Source organism: Skermanella stibiiresistens SB22 (assembly GCF_000576635.1).
GTDB classification, from domain to species: Bacteria; Pseudomonadota; Alphaproteobacteria; order Azospirillales; family Azospirillaceae; genus Skermanella; species Skermanella stibiiresistens.
This window is the reverse complement of sequence record NZ_AVFL01000033.1, coordinates 1-24200: the sequence shown is the minus strand read 5'-3', so window position 1 is coordinate 24200 and position 24200 is coordinate 1. Positions and strand designations below refer to the sequence as shown.

Below are 24200 nucleotides of genomic sequence, written 5' to 3'. Positions count from 1 at the left end.
GCAGCGTCACTGGTTGGTTGAAAAAGCACTTATGGATATTAGAAAAAGAGTATCATACCAAGATGGCAGACTATTTGGATACTGACCGATAAACAACTCTTTTTGTAAAGGAATTCACGGAATGATTTCATTGGAAATGATATTGTTTCACTGAGCCAAAATATCGGAATGACAGATAAAAATATAAAGTATTATTTATAGAAAACGTTGTAGACATGTTTTTTAAAAATGAAATTTAGTGGAATTCGAAATAGCGAAAAATCTACCTCATTGAATGCTTATTGTTCTGATTACCAATGGCGTAATTTGTTTCAGAAATAGCTAAATCGACCCAGTTCAAGTGTCCGTCCGGAAAGCCCCACAAGCCACTGCATTTTGTTATCGAAGTTCGTGATCATTACAAAATGATGTGCTGAAGGCCAACTTCCGAAGAGACAATAAGTTACAGTGACCCAAATTCCGCAAAGATGCGGTAAAACAGAAAAAAGGGCGCAAGTATGCTTGTTGAATATGGAAAAGAACGATGGGCTCTGCGCCTGACATGGTCCAGAGTCGCCGCGATTTTACTGTATTTTGCCCTCACATTACTCTCTGTACCAATCAAATCCGCAAATGCCCAAAAGGCAGGGGACGCCGCTCCCGCAGTGGGGGAAATGGGTTACGAGCGTTTGGCGTTCGAGGCGGCCGACACCAATTCCGATGCTGTGGTCAGCGAGGGCGAACTCGCACGGGACGCGGCGGTCGGGTTCAGCTCTCTCGACAAGGACCGCAGCGGGACTTTGACACGAAGTGAGCTTGGACCACATGACCCAGCCAGATTCTCCCTTATAGACACCAATGGTGACGGCGTTCTGACCTTCTCTGAGGTGATGAGAAACAAGGCTCGGGCGTTCGCCGCCGGCGATAAGGATGGTGACGGTGGGTTGTCCCTCAAAGAAATGGTCGATGCCGCGAGTGCCGATCAAGGAGCCGTAAGATGAGAAAGCCGCATCACGCGTCCCATGTTGGACTGAGGATCACCTTGCTTGGGCTTCTCATCGGGTTGGCGCTGGCTGGCTGCGAGAACACCGGCGGCGGAACCGCGGCGGCCGGTATAGGCACCGTAGGCGGCGCCGCCGCGGGCGCCGGCGCCAGCAGGGCAATTTTTGGCAACAGCACGAGTGGCATGCTGATCGGGGCCGCTGCCGGGGGCCTCGCTGGTAACATGACCCTGGATCGACAAGCTGAAAATCGGCGGATACAGGAGGTCGAGGCCTCACGGGACGCCAGTGCTCGACGGCAACTCGACTTCGAGCGCCAACGTGCCTTGCAGGATGAAGAAGTCCGCCGAGAGATCGAGGAGCGGCGCCTTTTCGATCAATGGCAACGCGAACGCAATGGGTGAACTTAGCCCAAAGTCGCGGGAGGTTGGCAGGAGCGGATCATGGCCGACCGAGGGCATAATCCCGCCGTTTGGACTTAACACCAACTCGGGCTGAAATGTGAGATACGACAACGTTGTGCCTCATCAACGCATCACAATCAAATTCAGCCTTATGTAATAAAGACAATCATGTTTAAGTTATTTGAAGCCCTAAGGCTGCCTACGCCTTGATCTTTCCCATTATGTGTCGGTTGAGCGCAGTGCAGTTCCTGCTCTTTCGAATCTGTGTCTTTAAAAAAGGAGAAGTCATGCGCAAATCATCCAGGCGAAAGACCATAATTTTCACCAAGCTCATGGTGGTTGCCGTCGGTCTTTGTAGTTTCTCCGGTATCAGCTTGGCGGACGAAATGACTGTCGACGGTGTGAGCATGAGCCGCGGCTTACTGCTGACGAATGACGTCAACCTCAAGAACAGAGTCAAACTGTTCAAGGAGATTTGTCTGCTCAACGGTATGGACGTCAATGAGGACATCAGTCTGGTCAGCGGCTTCGCCCTTACCAGCGGTGTCACGCTCACGAAGGGCATGACTCTACCCAACGGCGCGATGATGCCGGATGGTGAGGTGGTGGCTGGAGGCACGACTTGGCCCAAGGGATCGATCTTGCCAACCGGCATGTTTCTGCCAGGAGGCACCAAACTGCCAGCGGGAATGTCTCTGCCGCCGGGTGCCTGCCTACCTGCCGGCACAACGCTGCCCGCCGGCGCATCCCTGCCAGCGGGAACCTTCATGTACATAGGCGATGTGGCTCCACCCATGCGTGCGCCGATCGATCTGACCGTAAAGAAGGTCAAGGTGCCTTACGCCACCGCGGTTTCGATGCAGTAGGCCTTACCCGGAACCCTGGGTCATGGTCGTATATGGAGTGGTCGGCATGCGGGCGGCCACTCCTTTCCAGCGGTCTTTCCTATCCGCGGACAGTAGGAAACTCATGGGCATCCGAAAAGTTGCGATTGCCTGTCAAGGCGGTGGAACGCATGCCGCGTTCACCTGGGGTGTGCTGAGAACAATTCTGGCGACGAAGAAGCGCTGGGACGCGAATCCACAGGATGGCGACACCTTCAAGATCATCGCGGTCAGCGGCACCTCGGCTGGCGCGCTATGCGCGCTCGCGGCGTGGTACGGTTTGGCTCCCAACACATCCGATGCGGACTGCGGAACCATCGACAAGGCCATCGAACGGTTGGATTTTCTCTGGACGACCTTCGCGGCGACCACCCCAGCCGAAGCCGCCCATAACAAGATGGTCGGAGCCCTCCTGCATTGGAAGTCGCAGGGGGTGCCTTTCCCAGGTTCCAACCCTTACGACACAAAGGCCAGCCTTGGTCTAACCGGCCTGTCCCTGATGGGCGTCCGCCACGAGTACCTGGGTTATCCGGCTCTTCTGAAAGCGGTATGTCCAGACTTTGACCGAATCGACTGGTCCCGGCTGTCCAGATCCGATCTGCGGATTATCGTCGGCGCGATCGAAGTTCTCAGCGGCAACTTCGAGATTTTCGACAGCGACAAGACCCTTGAACAAATGGGTCTGCTTCCGGACGGACGAGAGATCGATCAGTACGACAGTGTCCGATGGCGGATGCGTCGCTCGATCTCGCTGGAGGGCGTGGCGGCCTCGGGAACGCTTCCCGAGGTTCTGCCGGCGCAGGTCATCAGGAACGTGACGTTTCCGACGTGCGACGATGGCAGGATCATCACCCGCACCGGATATTATTGGGATGGCCTGTATTCACGCAATCCGCCCGTGCGGGACCTGCTGGATGCCCAGACACCGGACGAGAAACCGGATGAAATCTGGATCGTCCGCATCAATCCGCAGGAATTCACCGTCCCTTCGTCGAACATCAGTCTTGAGGACATCGACGATCGGGTGAACGACCTGTCCGGAAACCTGTCCCTGAACCAGGAACTGGACACCATCATGACGATCAACCAGTGGATCAGGAAGTACGGCAACGATCACCCTCCGCTGAACACCCGGAAGATCGTCGATGTCAGGACGATCAAGATGACGTCCGAAACCGCCTGGGGACTGAAGCACACCTCCAAATTCGACCGCAGTCCCGCCCATTTCGCCAGACTTCGCGAAGAAGGTCAAATGGTTGCGCAACAGTGGTTGGCGGACTGGCGGGCGTTTGGCGCGGGCTTCAACCGCTATCCGAACGACGCCCGCTATCCTGAATCCGCCTGACCCGAATACGCCCGATCTGAATCAGCCTGGACCGGGCTTGAACCGCTGGGTCTTCGCCGGGAATCGGTATCAAAGGAGAAGACCGTGAACCAAAGACGAAGCTGGATTTGCCCGTCGAGGCGGAACGTGGGGACCATGCCAGAGCCAGTGCCGGTGCCGGCGCCCGTGGTGCTGGCGCTCGCATCGCTGATGCTGCTGACGGCATGCGGGGGGGACGAAGAAACCGTGGCCGAGGCGATCCGTCCCGTGCGGGTGGTGACGGTCGAAAAGCGTGAGGCGGGCGAGACGGTCTCGCTGACGGGGCAGATCCAGGCGCAGGAGGAAGTCAGCCTGTCGTTCCGTGTCGGCGGGCGGATGCTCGAGCGCCCGGTCAACGTCGGCGACCGGGTGGAAGCCGGACAGGTGATCGCGCGGATCGATCCCGAACCGGCACGCAACGCCCTGCAAACCGCGCGGGCCAATCTTGCCGCCGCCATGGGGCAGGCGACCAGGGTGCGCAACGATTACGACCGGCAGGAAACCCTGCTCGCCCAGGGCTGGACCACCCGCGCCCGCTATGACGAGGCTCAGGAGGCGCGGAAGTCCGCCGAGGCGCAGCTCGACTCGGCCCAGGCCCAGCTCAACATAGCGGAGGACCAGCTTGGCTATACCGAACTGGTGGCGGACGGCCCCGGTATCGTCACCGCGCGGGGTGCCGAACCCGGCGAGGTCGTCGCGGCCGGCCGCATGATCGTGCAGCTGGCGCGTCAGGGTGGACGCGACGCCGTCTTCGACGTGCCGCCCCGGCTGATCCAGAGCGCGCCCGCCGATCCCGTGATATCGGTGGCGCTGACCTCGGACGTGAACGTCCGCACGACAGGCCGCGTGCGCGAGGTATCGCCCCAGGCCGATCCCGTGACCCGTACTTTCCAGATCCGGATCGGACTGAACGATCCACCTGAAGCGATGCGGCTCGGCTCCACCGTCGTCGGGTCGATGCAGCTTGGCGGCGCCGGCGCCATCGAGATCCCCGCTTCGGCCCTGACGCAATCCAACCGCCAGCCGGCGGTCTGGATCGTCGATCGGGCGACCAGCACCGTGGCGCTGCGCAACATCGACCTGGAACGGTACGATCTGGCACGGGTCGTCGTGGCGCAAGGGCTGGAGGCTTACGACGTCGTCGTCACCGCAGGCGTGCAGGCGCTTCGGCCCGGACAGCAGGTCCGCATCCTCGGCGCCGCGCAGGGGCCGACACCGTGAGCGGCTTCAACCTGTCGGAATGGTCGGTCGGAAACCGCTCCCTGGTTATCTTCTTCATGATCGGCATCGTCGTGGCCGGGGCTATGGCGTTCCTGAAGCTGGGCCGGGCGGAGGACCCCGTCTTCACCATCCGCACGATGGTCGTACAGGCGCAGTGGCCGGGCGCCACGCTGGACGAGACGCTCAAGCAAGTGACCGAGCGGCTCGAGCGGACGCTTCAGGAGATATCCAATCTCGACAGGCTGCGCAGTTACACCATCCCCGGCACCACCGTGATCTTCGTGGATCTCGTGGGCAACGCCCAGGGCCAAGCCGTGGCCGACACCTGGTACGATGTGCGCAAGAAGGTCGCCGACATGCGCCATACCCTCCCCGCTGGCATTGTCGGACCCGGCTTCAACGATGATTTCGGCGACACGTTCGGCATCATCTATGGCTTCACCGCCGACGGATTTACCCACCGCGAACTACGCGACCATGTCGAGGAGGTCCGTTCCCGCCTGCTGCTGGTGCCGGACGTTTCGAAGATCGAAATTCTGGGCGAGCAGGACGAACGCATCTTCGTCGATTTCTCGACGGAGACGCTGGCCGGGCTCGGGGTCGATCCCAGTGCGCTGATCGCGGCGCTTCAGGCGCAGAACGTGGTGCGCCCGGCCGGCGTGCTGCGCACCAGCGAGGAAGCGATATCCCTTCAGGTTTCGGGGGCCTTCAAATCCGAACAAGACATCATCGACGTCAACTTCACGGCGGACGGCCGTTTGCTGCGCCTGCGCGATCTGGCCGAAATACGCCGTGACTATGCCGACCCGCCGCAGCCGCTCTTCCGGGTGAACGGCGAGCGGGCACTTGGGCTCGCGATCGCGATGCGCGACGGCGGCGACATCCTGGCGCTCGGCGACAACATCGCGGCCGAGATGGCGAGCATCGTCGCGGACCTGCCGCTCGGCATCAATGCCGAGTTGGTGGCCGATCAGGCGAGCACGGTGGATGAGGCGATCAACGACTTCACCACCTCCCTGTGGCAGGCGATCCTCATCGTGTTGGCCGTCAGCTTCATCGCACTCGGCGTCCGCGCCGGCGCCGTCGTCGCCATCGCGATACCGCTGACGCTGGCGATCGTCTTCCTGGTGATGGACCTGATCGACATCGACCTCCAGCGGGTTTCGCTGGGCGCGCTGATCATCGCACTGGCCTTGCTCGTGGACGATGCCATGACGACCATCGACGCGATGACTCGGCGGCTGGCGGCCGGCGACCGGATGGAGGTGGCCGCGGTCTATGCCTACAAGTCGCTGGCTTTCGCCATGCTGGCCGGCACCTTCGTGACGATCGCGGGCTTCGTTCCCATTGGCTTCGCGCAGAGCTCGGCCGGGGAATACACCTTCTCCATCTTCGCAGTCGTCGGGGTGGCGCTGATCGCCTCCTGGCTCGTCGCGATGATCTTCGCGCCGCTCCTCGGCACGATGCTGCTGCGCGCGCCCAAGGCGGCCCAAAGCACCGAGCCGGGCGTCGTGCTGCGGCTGTACCGCCGCGTGCTGACCACCGCGATCCGGGCGCGCTGGCTGACGATCGCGATCACGCTCGGCCTCTTCGTCGCCTCGGTCCTGCTGCTGGGCCTCGTTCCCCGGCAGTTCTTCCCACCATCGGATCGCGTCGAGCTTCTGGTCGATTTCCGGCTGCCGCAGAACGCGTCGATCCATGCCACGCAGAGCACGATGGAACGGTTCGATGCGCTCCTTGCCGAGGAACCCGACATCGAGCGCTGGAGCAGCTATGTCGGGCGGGGCGCCATCCGCTTCTACCTGCCGCTGAACGTGCAGTTGGCCAACCCGTTCATCGGCCAATCGGTAATCGTCACCAAAAGCATCGAGGCGCGCGAGCGGCTGCAACCCAAGTTGGAGAAGCTGCTGGCCGAGGAGTTTCCGGAGGTCGTCGGGCGCGTCTATCCGCTGGAACTCGGGCCGCCCGTGGGATGGCCGCTCCAGTACCGCGTCAGCGGCCCCGATCCCGCCGAGGTGCGCGAAATCGCACTCAAGCTGGCGCAGATCATGGCGACCGCTCCGGAGACGCGGCGGATCAATTTCGACTGGATGGAAACCGCCCGTGAATTGCGCATCCGGATCGACCAGGACGAGGCGAGACGCCTGGGCCTGAGTTCGGCGGCCATCGCCACCGTGCTGAACACCGCGATATCCGGGACCACCGTCACCCAGGTTCGCGACGGGATCTACCTGATCAACGTGCTGGCCCGCGAGGCCCGTGGGCAGACCCTTTCCGTGGAGACGCTGCGCACCCTGGAAATAACGCTGCCGAACCAGCGGACCATCCCGCTGAAGCAGTTCGCCACGTTCGAATACGCCCAGGACTTTCCGCTGGTCTGGCGGCGCAACCGGGTGCCGACGCTGACATTGCAGGCCGACGTGGCGGGGGGCGCCTTGCCCGAGACCGTCATCGACGCGTTGGCGCCCGAGATTGAAAGGCTGTCCGAGACCTTGCCAAAGGGCTACAGCATCGAGATCGGCGGCATCGCGGAGGAAAGTGCCGAGAGCAGCGCTTCGGTCTTCGCGGTGGTGCCGCTGATGGTGTTCCTGGTGCTGATCGTGCTGATGCTCCAACTCCGGAGCTTCCAGCGCCTGTTCCTCGTGCTGAGCGTGGTGCCGCTCGGGCTGATCGGCGTCGTCCTGGCGTTGCTGCTGTTCGTTCAGCCGCTCGGCTTCGTCGCCATCCTGGGTATCCTGGCCCTGGTTGGCATGATCGCGAAGAACGCGGTGATCCTGATCGAGCAGATCGAGGCGGAGCGGAAGTCGGGACGGAGCGTGACGGACGCCGTGGTCGAGGCGAGCAGTTCCCGCTTCCGCCCGATCATGCTGACGGCGGCCTCCACCGTGCTCGGGCTCATCCCGATCGCCTTCACGGTGTTCTGGGGATCGATGGCCTTCGCGATCATGGGGGGACTGCTCGTCGCCTCGATGCTGACGCTCGTCTTCCTGCCGACGCTGTATGTGACGTGGTTCAGCCGCCAGGAGAAAAACCGGGAGGTACCGCAATGAGTGGAGAGACGGCAATCGGAGAGCACGCGATGCAGGCCGAAAAAGCCGGCGGCGACATCGAGATCAGGCTGCGCAGCCTGTCGCAGATCTTCAACGACCTGGACCCGTCGCCGTTCCGCGAAGGCAGCCTCACGACGGAAGCGGTCGAGTATCTCCTCCTGAAGGCAAAGGAACTGCCGGAGAAGCAGCCTGTCCGCATCGTCATCCACCTGCCGGCCGCCGAAGCGGCGGAGCGCTCGGCGGCCAGTATCGCCGCTACCATGACCAGCCATTTCGACTGGTGCGCGAAAGTCGAGTCAAAGAAGATCAGCGAGTTGTTCAGGGCCGGCCGGCGCGCGGGACTGATTGGCTTCGCGACGCTCGCCACGTGCCTGCTGCTCGCTTGGCACGTGACGGAAAACCTGCCCGCGCGCCCGATCACGCGGATCGTCCAGGAAAGTTTCGTCATTCTGGGATGGGTCTCGATCTGGAAACCGCTCGAGATGTTCCTGTACGAGTGGATGCCTCCGGACCGCCGCCGGCGCCTTTTCCTCCGCCTCGCCGCCGCCGAAGTCGTCGTCCGCCGGTGATCTCGCGAGCCGGCATCCTCTCCGTGGCACTTTGCCTGCTCCTCGCGGCCGGCTGCGCCCAGCACCCGCCAGCGGACCAAGCCGCATCGGATGCCGCGTCACACTATGACTATCCCTTTGACAATCCGTGGACCGCGACGGTGCTTGGCACGCCGTCGCAGTTTCAAGCCCAGCTCCCGGCGGACGCCAGGATCGATCGGCGGACCCTCCGGGTTTTCGAAGGCGGCGAGGCGCCCGAAGGGTTCTGGCACAACGACCGCCTTCAATATTCGACCCTCCTTCAGGATGGCGAAGCGCCGCTGGTCTTCGTGATCGCGGGCACCGGCGCCGACGACCAGTCCCGCCACATGCTGATGCTCGGGCAAGCCCTGCATGCGGCCGGCCTGCATGTCGTCCTCCTTCCGTCGCCGACGCACGCGAACTTCATCGTCAACGCCAGTGCCACGCATCTGCCGGGCTATCCGGAATCGGACGCCGCAGACTTGCTCAACGTCATGCGTCTGGTCGACAACCGGCTGAGAGAATCATCCGTCGGCATTTCCCGATATTATCTGACCGGCTACAGCCTGGGCGGGTGGAATGCCGCCTATGTCGCGAAGCTGGATGAAGAACAGGCCGGCCACCCGAGGCAAAGCGTCGAAAGATCCGGCTTCGGATTCGAACGGGTCCTCCTGATCAATCCTCCCCTCAGCGTCTACCATTCCGTGAAGGAGATCGACGCCATGCTGGAGCGTGGCCTGCCCGACGGGATCTATGGGTTGGACGCTTTCCTGAACCGGGCGCTCGCCCGTCTGGCGGCATATCCGAGCGCCGACGCGCTGAATTTCCAGGATCCGGATTTCATGGTCGCGGCTTACCAGCGGATGCGCCCCACCGAGGACCAGCTCGCCGCCGTGATCGGGCTCGCTTTCCGGCTGGCCGCCGCCAACCTTGTTCTCACCTCCGACGTGATGACGCAGGCCGGGTACATTTTCCCCCGGAACCGCCCGTTCCTGTCCAAGACGCCCATGTCGGACTATCTGGCCGTGGCGCTTCGAACGAGCTTGCTCGACTACTTCGACGACATGCTGGCGGAGAATTATTTGCCTAGGAAACCAGGACGCTCACGGCGGGATCTGCTCGACGGGACAAGCCTCGCCACCATCGGGGAGTGGCTGTCGCACCAGGACAGGATCTGGCTGATTACGAACCAGGACGACATCATCCTGGCGCCGGGCGACCTGGACGAACTTCTTCGGCTGTTCGGCCCGCGCACCCGGATTTTTCCCAACGGGGGCCATATGGGAAACCTCCAGCACCGCGCCGTGACCGCCTTCATAACCGACTATTTCACTCGATGAGGCGCCATATGCTTCCGCGCTTCGCCGGGCCAAATCCCCTGGTTCCGATTTCCCTGGTCCTTCTGCTGGCGACCGGCGGATGCTCCGGTTCATCCGGGACCGGACAGTATGAGCCCCCCCGCAGGAGCCTGGACACGGTATCAACGGATCCCGCCCAGGCTCGCGACGTCCTGCTCGTTTCCGACCCCCTGGAGGGCGCCAACCGCCGCGTTTACAAGTTCAACGCCCAACTCGACCAGTACGTCCTCGTTCCGGTTGTCGATGCCTACCAGTTCGCCGTCCCCAGCTTCCTACGCCGCAGGGTAACGTCGTTCTTCCTGAACCTGGGCGAGATCAGCATCTTCACCAATTCGGTGCTTCAGGCGAGCCCGAGCAAGGCGACCCCGACGCTGGGCCGATTCATGATCAATTCGACCTTCGGGCTCTTCGGCCTGTTCGACGTCGCCACCGAACTCGGCATCCCCCGGCAGATCGCCGATTTCGGCCAGACGCTGGCCGTCTGGGGCGCGGACACCGGACCCTACCTCGTGCTGCCCGCCCTTGGTCCTTCCAACATGCGCGACGCGGTCGGAACAGCGGTGGATTGGGCGACGCTCTCTTTCGCCATTCCCAGTTCGATCCTGGACAAGACCGTCTATGACTACGCTCCGACCGGGTTGCAGCCGACCGACGCCCGCTATCGGATCCCTTTCCGCTATCATTCGACGGGGTCGCCTTTCGAGTACGAACTGGTCCGGTATGCGGCGACGGTCGCGCGGAAAATCGAGATCAACAGCCCGTCTCCGCTTCCCGAGTTTCCCGAGTGAGCGAGGGCGTGTCGGTCCAAACGATCTGATGACGATGTCTCGGAAGAATGCAAGCTGAGGCGAAGTTTTATGAAAGGTCGGTTTCGCTGGTGGACTGCGGCACTGCTGATCGTGGGCGCATCGAGCCCCGTGGTTTTCCAGGAGAGATCCGGGGAGAGCGAGCCCGGCTGGGTCACCCGTCAGATCCAGGACTTGCTGAGCGGCCCTGGCCGCGTCGTAACGATCGGCAGTCTCGGTTCAAGCTGGAGCCTCGATGTCGCCATCCGTGACCTTGCCATCGCCGACGACAAGGGCGTCTGGCTGAACGTCGATCAGGCGAAGCTGTATTGGGAACCGAGCGCCCTGTTCCGCCGCGAGTTCCGGATCCGCGGCCTCGACCTCGACCGCATGACGCTGGAGCGCCTACCGGAAACTTCGCCCAGTGATGAACCCTTCACCCTGCCGCGATTGCCCGACATGCCGGTGGGTCTCGACCTCCAACGCTTCTCGGTCGGGAAGCTCGATCTGGGAGCCTCCGTGCTCGACGACGAAGCCGTCAGCCTGACGATCGACGGCAGCGCCAAGCTGGGACGCGCCGGGCATGGCGTCACGGCAAACTTCAGGATCGACCGGTTGGACAAGCAGGGTAGAGCCAAGCTGGAGATGGACTATGCGCCGACCACCGAACAACTCGACCTCGATGTGATCGTTGAGGAACCGGAAGGCGGCCTGATCGCCAGGGTCGCCGGCATCCCAGGGCTGCCGCCGGTCAACGTCGCCTTGCGCGGTTCCGGGCCGCTCTCCGACTGGGACGGACGACTTGACGGCCATGCCGGCGACGTTGCCCAAATAGGAGCCGACGCCAATATCCGAGGCATCGCGACCGCCGAAGGCGGCCAGGGCTGTGGATTGACGATCCGTGGCGATGCCGCCTTCTCCCGGATGCTCGATCCGCAGGCTGCCCAGATCGTCGGCGACAGCGTGGAGTTCCAGGCCGAGGCCGCGATCGACCCGAACCGCCAGATCGCCCTGACCCCCGCCCGAGTGACGATGGCTGCCGGAACCCTGAACCTTTCCGGTGCCTACCGGTTCGACCTGCGGGAACTGGATTTCGACTACGGGGTGGAAGCGGGTCCCGACTCTTCCCTGCGGGCTCTGGCGCCCGGCCTGAGCTGGGATACCATCCGCCTGTCGGGGGAAGTTGCCGGCCTGCTCGATCAGGCCGGCTCGACCATAGCCGTAGCGCTGAATGGCGGCCTGACCAACCCGGCCATGGCCGGCGACCCACGACTGGCGCAGGTGGCTGGTCCCGAGGTCAAGATCGTCGGCAATGCCGTGATCACGCCCGGTACCGGCGAAATCCGCGTTCTTGGCCTGAGAGCGGACGCCACAGCCGGAGCCGTCACGGCTACCGCCCTCATCCACGAATGGGACAGGGCGGTCAACGTGCAGGCGTCCCTCGACGTACCGGACCTTTCCCGCCTCGCCGGCGTGGCCGGCGTCCCGCTCGAAGGCGCCGCAAGGCTCAACGCCGATCTCAGCGGCGGCAACGGGGCGATGCTGGTTCGAGCCGACCTGTCCGGCGATGTGATCGATTTGCGGACCGGCACGCCGCCGGCCGACGCACTGGCCGGCGGCAAGATGGATCTCGTTGGACTGGTCACCGTCGGCACAGATGGATCAGTAGATCTGTCCAACCTGAAGATCGACGGGCAGCACATGGCACTGACGGTATCCGGCACCCTCAAGGAGAACACCCTCAATGCCAAGTGGCGCGCCAGCCTACCGCGCCTCGCCGTCCTGGCCGGGCCACTGCAAACCCCGATAGCGGGCTCGACCGTGCTGGACGGCGCCGCCTTTGGCCCGCTCGACGCGCTGGAAGTTCGGGCCGATCTCGCCGCCCGCGACCTGCTCCTGTCCAGCCGCACCGTGCCCCGCGCCGATCTGGCGGTCCGGGCAACCCATCTGCCGGGTTCGCCGCGCGGCACCCTGACGGCCCAGGCCGTCGTTGACAAACAGCCGTTCGACGCCCGGACGGCTTTCGCGCTGGAGGGAGAAAGGCTGAACCTGACCGACATCTCGCTGGGGATGGAGCAGAACCGCATCATGGGTGCTATCCGCGTGGCGCTGGACCGCATGACCGCTTCGGGGAAACTGGGCGGCGACATGCGCGACCTCGGAGTCTTCTCCGCCTTGGCCGGCCAGACCCTGGGCGGTAACGGGCGGCTTGACGTCAAGCTGGACGACCCCAGGGGACTGCAGGCCGCGACCGCCATGGTACGGGGCCGGAACATCTCCATTGCCGGGCCGCAGGGTCCCGTCCTGACCGTCAAGCGGCTGAACCTCGACGCCGACGTCAAGGACGTGCTGGGAGCGATGCGGTTCAACGCCCAGCTTGATAGCTCCGGCGTCACCGCCGGCGGCGCCGATCTGGCGACGCTTACGGCATCCGCTTCCGGCACGCCCGCCAAGGCGCGGTTCCAGGCGCAGACGAAGGGGAAAGCCGGGTTTCCGGCCCAACCGGCGCGGATGGCTCTCTCCGGGAGCTTCGGTCAGGAAGGCGCGCTCCGGAAGCTCCGGATCGACAAGCTGGACGGCGCCTATGGCGCCCAGCCGTTCCGGCTGGTCAACCCCGCCACCGCGGCCATCGGCCCGAACCGCTACGAGGTGCGCAACCTGCTTCTCGCCAGCCGCAAAGGCCGCATCGCCCTTGATGCGGGTCTCGTCCGCGATGCTCTCGAAGGCACGGTGATCCTGACGCGGGCACCGTTGTCCCTGTTGTCCCTGGCGACCCCCGACCTGGAGTTGGGTGGGCAATTGGACGGCAAAGCAACCTTCACCGGCACCATCGCCGACCCACGCGCCGACCTGGACCTGAAGATCACCGACATGTCGCTGGAAGGCGGCGAAGCCGCCGGCCTGAGCGGGATCGACATCGACACCACGGGCCGCTGGCGGAACGGCAGGCTGGCTCTGGACGGCAACGCCAGGACGCGCAAGCGCGGCGGCATCGACATGAAGCTTCAGGCCGATGTCCCGCTGGTGCTACGCCAGGAGCCGCTTACCCTGGACCTGCCACGGAACGCCCCGATCAGCGCCGCTCTTAGCGGCGATGTCGAGCTTGTGACCTTGAACGACCTGCTAGCCACATCAGGCGACCAAGCGCAGGGGCGGCTCGACGTCGATCTTACCCTCGGCGGTTCGCTGGGCGATCCGCAGCTCGGCGGCGATGCCCGGATCGCCAACGGACGGTACGAGAACCAAGCGGCGGGCATGGTGATCAGCGGGATCACCATGCGGGTGCGCGGCGATGGCACGCGCCTGACCATCAGCCGTTTCGATGGACAAACCCCGGACGGCGGTACCGTCAAGGTCTCCGGCTCGGTGAACGTCGATCCGGCCGATGCCCAAGCCTTCGACATCAGCGTCGGCGCCAGCAACGCCCAACTCGTTCGGATCGACCTCGTCACGGCGCAGATCGACACGCTGCTGAGCCTGACCGGGCCACTTGCCAGTCCCCTGCTGCAAGGGCTGGTCACTATCGTACGCGCCGACATCCGGATACCGGAGCGGATGCCGTCCAGCGTGGTCGAGATCCAGGTAAAGGAAATCAACCGGCCGGGTGGCGACCCGGCCCCGGTGGAGCCGGCTGGGGTCGGGACGTCGCCGTTCCAGCTCCGGCTCGACCTGGCCGTCAAGGCGCGGAACCAGATCTTCGTGCGCGGCCGGGGGCTGGCAGTCGAACTGTCGTCCGACGTGACGGTCGGCGGCATGGCGGCCAAGCCGGACCTCGGCGGCGGGCTGAGGCTGGTCAACGGCTCGCTCGAACTGCTGACCCTGTGGTTCGAGTTCATCCAGGCCAATATCGATTTCGCCGACGGCGTCGGCGTCGATCCGATGCTGGACATCAGCGCCCAGGCACGGGCCGCCGACGTCACGGCGAGGGTCGGCTTGACGGGCAGGGCTTCCGCTCCCCGGATCACGCTGACCTCGACGCCGGAACTGCCGGAGGACGAGATCCTTGCGCGCGTCCTGTTCAACAAGCCGCTCGGCAACCTGAACGCGGTCGAGGCCGTCCTGATCGCCCAGTCGATCAGCCGTCTTACCGGGATCGGGGGCATTGGCGGCGGCACACCCGGTATCTTCAGCCAGATGCGCAGATCGCTGAGCCTCGACCGGCTCAGGCTGGTGGCCGACAACCAGGGCGACGGCGTATCGGGTACCGCGGTCGCCGCCGGCCGCTACATAATGCGCGACGTCTATGTCGGCGCCGAACAGCGCGTCGGCGAGGCGGGCAGCCGCGCCGTGGTGGAGATCAACCTGACCCGGAACGTGAGGATCCGCACCGATGTCGGAACCAACTCGGGCGGCAATATCACGGTGCTGTACGAGTGGGAATACTAAGGGAATGCCACGCCCCCCGGCATGCCGGTCCGCCGAAGGACCGCTCGACAACCAGGAACGAAGCCGCCCGCCTCAGCCGGCTGGAGCATCATGGCACTGGGCACCTGTGACCTTCGATCGCGACGCCGAGTTCGCCGCTTGGCGCACGTCGCAAAATGCCACTTCTGCGATCCTCGCAGTCACTGGCAGAAAGGTGGTGCGGAGCATGCCAACGGACGCATCCGGCGGCACCTGCCCCTCGCGAGCGCGGCCGGGGAACGCCCATCGGCCGCGCTGGCGAAGGTTGCCGAGCGGCTCAACACAACTCCACGCCGCCGCCTCGATCACCGCAATCCGGCCGGGGTCTCCGCCTCGAATCCCGCCGGCCTGCCGGCTCTGTTGCAGCTTTTCGCGGGTCAGTGGATTGGATAGAAGGGCGTGCTTTGGGGCGAGGGAAACGACCAAGGCCTGCTGAGTCGGAATAACCCGTCAAGAGCCTGCAGTTCAAGGTGGGAGTGATCCTGTGGGCGATACGCTGGTATCCACGGTCCCCGCTCTCGTATCGCGATCTTGAACTGATGCTTCGGGACCGCTGCGTGTTGGTCGACGGCCGGACCATCGACTTCCGGCTAAGCGCTCGGCGCGACACTGCTTCCGCCAAGCTCTTATTTCGCAGGGGCGCTGACCCGGCCAAACACGGTTGACCCGCTCACCATCACGATTGACAGCAACGCCGCCTATCCGAAGGCGGTCGCCAACATGAAGAAGGACAAGCGGCTTTGGCGTTTCTACAGCCTGCGCTAAGTCAAGTATCTGAACAACATCGTGGAACAAGATCACCAGCGAATAAAATGGCTGGTCCGCACGGGCTTGGCCTTCAAGGATTTTCGGTCCGCGTGGCGCACCCTGGTTGGTTGAGAGACTCTGGTGATGATGAGAAAAGGGCAGGGAAAAGGTGTTGGTGAGCGCAACATCGTCACCCAGGCCGCCTATGGGCACTGTCACGGAAACCGTGGCGCTCCATCAGCGACGACGATAACCTACCTGGATGCAGCGGATCTCATACGCCCGTCATAAGTTCCCGCCGACCGTCATTCGGCATGCCGTATGGCTTTATCCTCGGTTCACGCTGAGCTACCGGGATGTTGAGGACTTGCTGGCCGAGCGGGGACTGGATGTTTCGTACGAAACGGTCCGACGCTGGGTCGGCAAGTTCGGCCCGGCGATCGCGCGGAACCTCCGGCGACGGCGGTGCGAGCCCAGTGCTCGCTGGCATCTCGATGAGATGGTGGTGTGCGTTGCCGGCAAGCGGATGTACCTGTGACGGGCGGTTGATGATGAGGGCGAGGTGCTGGAGGTCCTGATCCAGCGGCGACGGAACAGGGCCGTGGCCCGAAAGCTCATCCGCGAGCCGCTCAGGAAACACGGCTTCGCGCCGACCCGGATCACGACCGATAAGCCGCGCTCCCACGGGGTCGCGCTCAAGGAGATCGGCGTGAGCGCCGACCATGAACGAGGCGTCCACCAGAACAATCGGGCCGAGGTTTCCCACCAACCACTCCGCCGACGGGAACGGAAGATGCGGCGCTTCAAGTCGCCCGGTTCCGCCCAGCGCTTCGTCTCCATGCATGCCGCCACCCACGACACTTTCAACATCCAGCGCCATCTGATTTCCCGCCGAACCTCGCGCGCCTTCCGGGCGCGGGCCATGGCCGAGGGGAATGCCGCGGTCGCCGCCTGAACCAGTCGACGGGTCCCGGCCCTCCGCGCGTCGGGTCACTTCGCGTGACAAGGCCCTCCGGAGCGGTCGTGATCATGACGGTGTCGGCGGATGGCACGACGTGTTGAGCCAGTATGCCAGAGGGAATCAAGGGGTGAATTTACTTGGACAAGCCTGTAATCCGATCAAGGGGGTGTTCCTGTTATGTGCGCCTCCCACGCCGTTTTGCCCACCAGCGTCATCAAGATTGCGGAAGAGCCGGATTCCGAAGCCGATTGACACAAAGCCGATGTGCAGCTTGCGCCAGGAGCGCCGCCTGCTGGTGTCGTACTTCTCGACCAACCACTCGCCCGGGCCACCTAGTTTCAACCCGGAACTGTCCACCATCAAGTGGATCGGCCCGCCAGTCGCGTGGGGCTGCGCCGGCGCCTTCAGGCTCTGGGCTAGCCGGCTGAGGGTGGAGAAGTTTGACATCAACAGGTTGAGGCCAAGCAGCCGCGGGATCGAACCGATCAGTCCCTCGGTCTGGCGCGGCGCCGAGCGGAACCCCGCTCGCAACATCAGACCTGTCGTGGTCGCGAGATCGGAGTAGTGCGGGTGTCCGCCCGGCGTGGTACGCGGCGCGGCTTTTTAGGCAGCAAGGCGGCGTCCGTGAACCACACGGTCCGACTGCCCCGCCGAGGCGGCGCCTCATTGTATGCTGCCCAATTCGTTACCCGCCGCTTCGGCCGCGGAATGCGGTGGCGGCGGGCAGCATTCACTTTGTGCGGCATGACAACGAGATCCGAATGGCAGGAACGGTCCCCCCTACGCCATCCCGCCCAGCCGTGCATCACGCTGACTCAAGCCGGCAGCGAACTGATGGGCGACTTGCGATACGCGTGCGCCATAGAGGCGGGCGGTCTCGAGATCGCCCACCGACATTTCACTCGGAGCGGCGTCGGCGTCGGACTGAGCCATCGGCGCGATGTACGAGCCCATCCGGTTCGGATCGTCGCGCTTAGAGGCCTTCACATTGGCGGGCTTGATGGCGAGGCTGACCCACAGGCCCCCGTGCTGCCCGGCGAGGAGCACGAAGTACTGAAGCGTGTTGAGCTTATCGCCGTTGATGCTGGCGCTGTTGGTGAAGCCGCCGAAGATCTTGTCCTTCCACTTGTCGGCGAACCACGGCTTGGAGGAGGTGTCGGCGAACTTTTTGAATTGCCAGCTCGGGCCTCCCATGTAGGTCGGCGCGCCGAAGATGATCGCGTCCGCGGTATCAAGCGCTGCCCATCCTTCATCCGTAAGATCTCCGTCCGAATCGATGGCCAGCAGCGTTCCGCCAGCGCCCTCGGCGACGGCTTCGGCCATCCGACGCGTGTGGCCATAGCCGGAGTGATAGACGACGATCGTGTTGATTGCTGGCGTGTTCATATCGGCCTCCTGGGGCGTTGTTGTTTCGACCCGAGACAGGCTCACTGATCGGGCATCTTCAGCTCCGATCTAATGTTTTCTTAAGGCGGTATAAATCCTCTCAATTAGAACGGATTGTTTCTCTTGATTCGACCAATGAGTTTGGCGTCCGGCTCTACGCCATAGCTTCTGGACGTTTTGGAAGGCGACGATGGCGCTCAAGCGGGCATCTGGCGACATGTCGCCCGGCCGGTGGGAGTCCTTCCACGCCGGCGTGATTCCTTGGCGATCATATTGAGGCGCGCGGGCTTGAACTTCCATCCAGGTACGGCGCCATCGTCGTCTCGATCCAGGACATGAGGGCGCGCACCCGCCGCGACATGTTTCGACGATGTGCCACCACGAACCAAACTTGCAGCGGCTCAGGCGGAAGATCGGGCAAGATTCGCACCATCTCGCCGCTCTCGAAATAGGGCGACATTGCCGCCAATCCCGCCTGGACAAGACCCACGCCAGCGACTCCCGCCGCGTGATAAGCTTGGACGCTGTTGACACTCAGCGCGCCCGGAAGCGCCAGCGACGAGTAACCATCCCCGTCCGGATACTCCCAGCCGAACGGCTTCGACCCCAGCGTCGGCGTGTAATGAACGGTGGCGTGGCCTTGGCTCACAAGGTCTTCGAGCGTGTGAGGCGTGCCGCGCCGGGCGAGGTAGGCGGGACTGGCCGCATTGACCATTCGCAACGCGCCTATAGGACGCGCAATTAAGGTCTCATCGACAACCGGTCCGATTCGTACGACACAGTCGAAGCCTTCCTGGACCAGATCAACGCGCCGGTCCGTGCTCGATATTTCCAGTTCGAGTTCTGGATTTGCCGCCATGAATTGCGGGATGGCAGGGATGAGGGTCGAGCGCGCAAGTTCGGTGGGTAGATCGACACGCAGCCTGCCCCGTAGCGAGGTGTGCTCGCTCGCGAACATGGAACGAAGATCTTCGGCGTCCGCGAGCAGGTCTCGGGCACGGGTGTAGAACGCACGGCCATCTTCAGTCAGTTGAACCGCGCGGGTTGTCCGATGGAGCAGCGCCGCACCGACGTCCACCTCAAGCTGGCGTACCGTGGTCGAGACGCGGCCCTTGTGAATGCCAAGGCTCTTCGCGGCTTTCGTGAAGCTCGCCATCTCGGCGACCCGAGCAAAAATCTGGAGCGCATCCAAGTCGTGCATTGTCACTACTCTGAGAAACAGTCCATTCGTTATGCGCTCTTTTATAGCAGTATCGTGAAACAGCATATCCACTCCAGAGACGACTGAGCTCTGGTCTAGGCCCGGACAGGTCCGAACAATCGCCCCGCCCTGCGGATCTGGCGCCAATAGAAGGACAGTGAGTGTGAGCAAGTTTGCTGGGCGCCAAAGGCACCGTCAACTTGATTGGCGCCTGACCTCGGTGGGGCAGCGTGCGGATGTAGGCGTGCATCTGGCCAGTGATTATGCGGCCAGTGGCGCGCCGGCGACCTCGACCCAGACGGCGAAGGCTTGGGCTCGGGCGGTGCGGTAGTCGGAGGCTGTGCGGTGGTCGCGGCGGAGGTGGAAGAGGTTGTTGATCGGGTCGTGGATGGACAGGAATCGCTGGACCTGACGGGCTGATTTGAAGCGCTTCATCCGCCGCTCGCGTCGTCGGGTCGGCTGGTGCGAATTCTCGGCCCGGTTGTTGATCACCTTGTGCTGCCGGTGCTCCACCCCCGGCATGACGTCCCGCTTGGCTGCGGCGTAAGACTTCAGCTTATCGGTTACCATCACACGGGGCGCCCAGCCCTGCTTCTTCAGCAGCTTGCGCAGCAAGCGCTTGGCCGCTTTGGCGTCGCGCCGGCTCTGGACGAGCACGTCAAGCACGAAGCCGTCCCGGTCGACCGCCCGCCACAGGTAGTGCCTCTTGCCGGCAATAGTCAGGACAACCTCGTCGAGGTGCCACTTGTCGCCTCGGCGCGGGGCCCGCCAGCGCAACTGATCCGCGATGCCGCGGCCGAACTTAAGGGTCCACTGCCGCACCGCTTCGTGGCTGACGGTGATGCCGCGGGCCGCCAGCATCTCCTCCACTTTCCGCAGGCTCAAGGGGAACCGGAAGTAGAGCCACACCGCCATCGCGATGACCTCGGCGGGGAAGCGGTAGCCGGCATAGCGGCGATCACGAGGCGTCGTCATGGTGATCTATAACCTGCCACGACCGATCCCGCCAGCTCGTCCGCCGCCAACTTGACGGTGCCCCTCGACGATACGCAAGCTCAGCGGAAGACGAAGATAAAGGCGGACCGCATAGGTGATCAATTCGGCAGGGAACTGGTAGCCGACGTGGGAAGTAGCAGGGATCGTCGTCAACTCCGTCCCATGCCCGCCAGCCACCCGCCTTCGCGAGCCCCGGCGCTCAAGTTGACGGTGCCGCCGAGGGCAATTTGCCGTTCCTCCGAATCACGATTAGGAGCGCGGTGGCATGCGATCCACATCCCGGTTGGATGTCGCCTGATCCCGCGCATCGGGAGCGCGCGCGGCATCGTGCCGCTGAAGCACAGCATCGACCGCTCCGGGGTCGATCGAAAGCGCCTGCGACAAGAGCCGATCAGCTTCGGCATCATGGCCTTGAGCCTGTTCATGCAGCCCTTGTTCAGCCAATCTCCAGGCGTGCGACGATACGGCCTTGGGATCGCCGTCCCGCATATCGTCACCCTGTATGTTGTTGTTCATGTGGACCTCCTTTGTCGGGATAACAGCCGGTCGCACCAGCTGTTGCGCGATCGCCAGCGTTGATAAGCGGGACCTATCCTTCACATGGCACTGACGTGCCAGATGCGGGAGGCCGTCCGTGTCATCATGCTACCGTATGGGCGTAGTCACATTAACTCGAAATGCGAATTGATCGCACAATGATATGTCATTCCAAGAGTTTGTTACGCAAGGATAGGCGATTTTCTGGTGTAAGGTGAGAATGAAAGCCTCAGGCGCGGGTGCCGTCGGAATTTAATGTGACAACTCCAGGCCGAGGGTCGCCTGCAAAGTTATCAACATCATGATCTGCCTTGGCGTGCCGATTAGCCGCCGGATCACCTGATCCCGGCGGGGAGGGGCGAAATTTTCCCTAATGCTGATTTCTGCACCATAGTCCGTCAACGTTCTCAACCGAATGCTCGACCTCGGAAGTCCGGTTTCCGTCCGAGCCGCCTGATGATCAAGGGACCAGGGCAGCACTCCGCTCTATGGCCTCCGTGCACCAGAGCAGCAAAGGGCGCCTCAAGTCAACTTGAAGCGCCCTTTGCGTCCGTTGCAAGTCAGATCGCGGTCAGGCTCAGTCGGGAGCTTCCGGGATCATTCCAGTCCCCGCGCGAGATCGAAGCGGTCGGCATTCATCACCTTGGTCCAGGCCGAGACGAAGTCCTTCGCGAACTTCTCCTTGGAGTCGCCGCAGGCATAGACTTCGGCGAGGGCGCGGAGTTGCGAGTGCGACCCGAAGATCAGATCGACGCGGGTTGCAGTCCATTTCAGCGACTTGGTCTCGCGGTCCAGGCCCTCGTAGACCCCCTCCGCGTTGGGGGGTTGCCACTCCGTGCCCATGTCGAGCAGGTTGACGAAGAAGTCGTTCGTCAGCGCTTCGGGTCGGGTGGTGAACACGCCGTGCCTGCTGTTTCCGGCATTGGCGCCGAGAACGCGCAGGCCGCCGACGAGGACGGTCATCTCCGGTGCCGACAGGCGCAGCAGGGCCGCCCGGTCCACCAGCGCCTCCTCGGGCTTCATGAACTGCTGCTTCTTGCTGTGGAGATAGTTGCGGAAGCCGTCGGCTCGCGGTTCGAGCGGCGCGAAGGAGTCGATGTCGGTCTGCTCCTGCGACGCGTCTGTACGCCCCGGCATGAAGGGAACCTGCACGGACAGACCGGCGTCCTTCGCGGCCTTCTCGATAGCGGCGCCACCGGCGAGAACGATCAGGTCGGCGAGCGAGATCTTCCTGCCGCCGTCGGCGGACGCGTTAAAGTCGCTCCGGATCCCCTCGAGCGTCTGCAGGACCGTTCCGAGCTGCGCCGGGTGATTGACCTCCCAGTCCTTCTGCGGGGCGAGGCGGATGCGCGCGCCGTTGGCGCCGCCGCGCTTGTCGGAGGCGCGGAAGGTCGAGGCCGAGGCCCAGGCTGCCGAGACGAGCTGCGAGACCGACAGGTCGGACTCGAGGACCTTGGCCTTGAGCGCGGCAACGTCGCCTTCATCGACCAGCGGGTGGTCGACAGCCGGGACCGGGTCCTGCCAGATCAGCGTTGCCTTCGGCACGAGCGGGCCGAGGTACCGGGCGACCGGCCCCATGTCACGATGGGTGAGCTTGAACCAGGCGCGGGCGAAGGCATCCGCGAACTGGTCCGGGTTCTCGTGGAACCGGCGGGAGATCTTCTCGTAGATCGGGTCGAAGCGCATCGACAGGTCGGTCGTCAACATGGTCGGCAGGCGCTTCTTCGACCCGTCGAAGGGGTCCGGGATCGAGGGCTCGGTGTCCTTCGCCCGCCACTGCCACGCGCCGGCCGGGCTCTTGGTCAGCTCCCACTCGTACTTGAAAAGGTTCTCGAAGTAGTAATTGCTCCACTTCGTGGGCGTCTGCGTCCAGATCACTTCCGGGCCGCCGGTGATGGCGTCGGCCCCATAGCCCGTGCCGTGTTTGCTCTTCCAGCCTAGGCCCTGATCCTCCAGCGCGCCGGCTTCCGGTTCCGGACCCATGAAGGACGGGTCGCCCGCGCCGTGCGTCTTGCCGAAGGTGTGGCCGCCGGCGATCAGCGCCACGGTCTCCTCGTCGTTCATGGCCATTCGGTAGAACGTCTCGCGGATGTCCTTGGCCGCCGCGACCGGGTCGGGCTTGCCGTTGGGCCCTTCCGGGTTGACGTAGATCAGGCCCATCTGCACCGCGCCGAGCGGCTCGGAGAGCTGGCGCTCGCCGCTGTAACGCTCGTCGCCGAGCCAGGTTCCCTCGGGACCCCAGAAGAGCTCTTCGGGCTCCCACACGTCCACGCGGCCGCCGGCGAACCCGAAGGTCCTGAAGTCCATCGATTCGAGCGCGACGTTGCCGGCCAGGACCATCAGGTCCGCCCAGGAGATCTTGCGCCCGTATTTTTGCTTGATCGGCCAGAGCAGGCGGCGCGCCTTGTCAAGGTTCGCGTTGTCCGGCCAGGAATTGAGCGGCGCGAAGCGCTGCTGGCCGGAGCCGGCGCCGCCGCGGCCGTCGGTGATGCGGTAGGTGCCCGCGCTGTGCCAAGCCATGCGGATCATGAGCCCGCCATAATGCCCGAAATCCGCGGGCCACCAGTGCTTCGAATCGGTCATCAGGGCATGCAGGTCCTTGATCACCGCATCAAGGTCGAGGGACTGGAACTCCTTCGCGTAGTCAAAATCCCTGTCCATCGGGTCGGACAGGGATGAGTTCCGATGGAGCATCTCAATATCGAGGGCTTCCGGCCACCACTCGCGGTTCCTGCGAACGCGGCTTCCGCCGGTAAACGGGCACTTGTCCGCGCCTTCTTCGAGTCTCGTGTCCATCATTTCCTCCTTCTTCCCTTATGGTTTCCTTGTGGCGAAAACTCTCGTCTCGGCATGATCATGCCGGCTTCGTGCCCCGATCGGACGCGGTTCCGGAGCGCCGGCCATGATGGGCGCGCCATCAATTCCGCTCCGGCCCGCTCCCCATCTGACAAGATAGATTAGAACGATTCCAAAAACAGGGTGTCAAGAAGTTTCGGATGTCGCCGGTTGAACCGGGCCGGATGTATCGGAGGTCATTTGGCTTTGGTCACGCCACCATGGCAACGTCCTTCGTTTGTGAAACGCGCCAGGTTTGCCGAAGGTTTCTCCTCGCCATGACCCGGCGCTGGCGTGTTGCAGGGATATGCGGGATCGCGTAAGGGACGGCCTGCTTCGATGCTCCGGACCCCGTCTTCATGCCGCATAAAGCCAACGCTGCCCGTCGCCACCACATTCCGCGACCGAAGCGACGCGTGACGAACTGGGCCGATTATGACGAGGCGCCGCGGTAGCGGGGCAGTCTGGCCGTGTGGTTCACCGATGAGTCGATCGCCGCCTGGAAAGCCGCGCCGCGCA

At 63.4% G+C, this 24200-nt stretch carries 16 protein-coding genes and 1 pseudogene; 11 read left to right on the top strand and 6 right to left on the bottom strand.

What is annotated here, in order from left to right; translation table 11 throughout:
- Positions 1-497 precede the first annotated feature (497 nt).
- The 11 genes and pseudogenes from N825_RS29425 to N825_RS29375 all read left to right on the top strand — a co-directional run bounded on the left by N825_RS29425 (position 498) and on the right by N825_RS29375 (position 16720).
- Positions 498-980, top strand: a complete 483-nt coding sequence (locus N825_RS29425; protein WP_084165171.1) for an EF-hand domain-containing protein — start codon at positions 498-500, stop codon at positions 978-980.
- Complete coding sequence (locus N825_RS39290) at positions 977-1384, top strand: glycine zipper 2TM domain-containing protein (RefSeq protein ID WP_051513504.1); 408 nt, start codon at positions 977-979, stop codon at positions 1382-1384. The genes N825_RS29425 and N825_RS39290 overlap by 4 nt, the downstream gene beginning before the upstream one ends.
- A 287-nt stretch (positions 1385-1671) precedes the next feature.
- Positions 1672-2250 (top strand): hypothetical protein, encoded by a 579-nt coding sequence (locus N825_RS37120; RefSeq protein ID WP_211098425.1) that lies wholly within the window; start codon positions 1672-1674, stop codon positions 2248-2250.
- Positions 2251-2353: 103 nt separating this feature from the next.
- The gene (locus tag N825_RS29410) at positions 2354-3613 is read left to right on the top strand and encodes a patatin-like phospholipase family protein (RefSeq protein WP_037459753.1); all 1260 of its coding nucleotides are present in this window, start codon (positions 2354-2356) and stop codon (positions 3611-3613) included.
- Positions 3614-3748: 135 nt separating this feature from the next.
- Entirely contained in the window at positions 3749-4852 is a 1104-nt protein-coding gene (locus N825_RS29405; RefSeq protein ID WP_051513501.1) for an efflux RND transporter periplasmic adaptor subunit, read from the top strand.
- Positions 4849-7902, top strand: a complete 3054-nt coding sequence (locus N825_RS29400; protein WP_037459751.1) for an efflux RND transporter permease subunit — start codon at positions 4849-4851, stop codon at positions 7900-7902. The genes N825_RS29405 and N825_RS29400 overlap by 4 nt, the downstream gene beginning before the upstream one ends.
- Before the next feature lie 29 nt (positions 7903-7931).
- The gene (locus tag N825_RS29395) at positions 7932-8471 is read left to right on the top strand and encodes a hypothetical protein (RefSeq protein WP_051513499.1); all 540 of its coding nucleotides are present in this window, start codon (positions 7932-7934) and stop codon (positions 8469-8471) included.
- On the top strand, positions 8468-9811 hold the full coding sequence (locus N825_RS29390) for an alpha/beta fold hydrolase family protein (protein WP_051513497.1): 1344 nt from the start codon (positions 8468-8470) through the stop codon (positions 9809-9811). Before N825_RS29395 ends, N825_RS29390 begins: the two co-directional genes overlap by 4 nt.
- Positions 9812-9819: 8 nt before the next feature.
- Complete coding sequence (locus N825_RS29385) at positions 9820-10617, top strand: MlaA family lipoprotein (protein WP_037459749.1); 798 nt, start codon at positions 9820-9822, stop codon at positions 10615-10617.
- A 69-nt stretch (positions 10618-10686) separates the two neighbouring features.
- Positions 10687-15000, top strand: a complete 4314-nt coding sequence (locus tag N825_RS29380; RefSeq protein WP_084165169.1) for a translocation/assembly module TamB domain-containing protein — start codon at positions 10687-10689, stop codon at positions 14998-15000.
- A 1027-nt stretch (positions 15001-16027) separates the two neighbouring features.
- Positions 16028-16720 (top strand): annotated as a pseudogene (locus N825_RS29375) (IS6 family transposase).
- 126 nt (positions 16721-16846) lie between these two features.
- Here N825_RS29375 and N825_RS41080 read toward each other — a convergent pair.
- The 6 genes from N825_RS41080 to katG all read right to left on the bottom strand — a co-directional run bounded on the left by N825_RS41080 (position 16847) and on the right by katG (position 23642).
- Positions 16847-17260: a transposase gene (locus tag N825_RS41080; protein WP_051513495.1), complete on the bottom strand. Its 414-nt coding sequence runs from the start codon at positions 17258-17260 to the stop codon at positions 16847-16849.
- A 246-nt stretch (positions 17261-17506) separates the two neighbouring features.
- The gene (locus N825_RS29365) at positions 17507-18112 is read right to left on the bottom strand and encodes a flavodoxin family protein (RefSeq protein ID WP_037459746.1); all 606 of its coding nucleotides are present in this window, start codon (positions 18110-18112) and stop codon (positions 17507-17509) included.
- Positions 18113-18380: 268 nt separating this feature from the next.
- Positions 18381-19379 (bottom strand): LysR family transcriptional regulator, encoded by a 999-nt coding sequence (locus N825_RS29360; protein ID WP_245613268.1) that lies wholly within the window; start codon positions 19377-19379, stop codon positions 18381-18383.
- Positions 19380-19574: 195 nt separating this feature from the next.
- Positions 19575-20288, bottom strand: coding sequence for an IS6 family transposase (locus tag N825_RS29355; RefSeq protein WP_037459744.1), 714 nt, complete (start codon positions 20286-20288; stop codon positions 19575-19577).
- A gap of 270 nt (positions 20289-20558) precedes the next feature.
- Positions 20559-20825: a hypothetical protein gene (locus N825_RS39285; RefSeq protein WP_157619619.1), complete on the bottom strand. Its 267-nt coding sequence runs from the start codon at positions 20823-20825 to the stop codon at positions 20559-20561.
- Between the two features lie 618 nt (positions 20826-21443).
- Positions 21444-23642 (bottom strand): catalase/peroxidase HPI, encoded by a 2199-nt coding sequence (gene katG / locus N825_RS29345; protein WP_037459796.1) that lies wholly within the window; start codon positions 23640-23642, stop codon positions 21444-21446.
- Positions 23643-24200 lie beyond the last annotated feature (558 nt).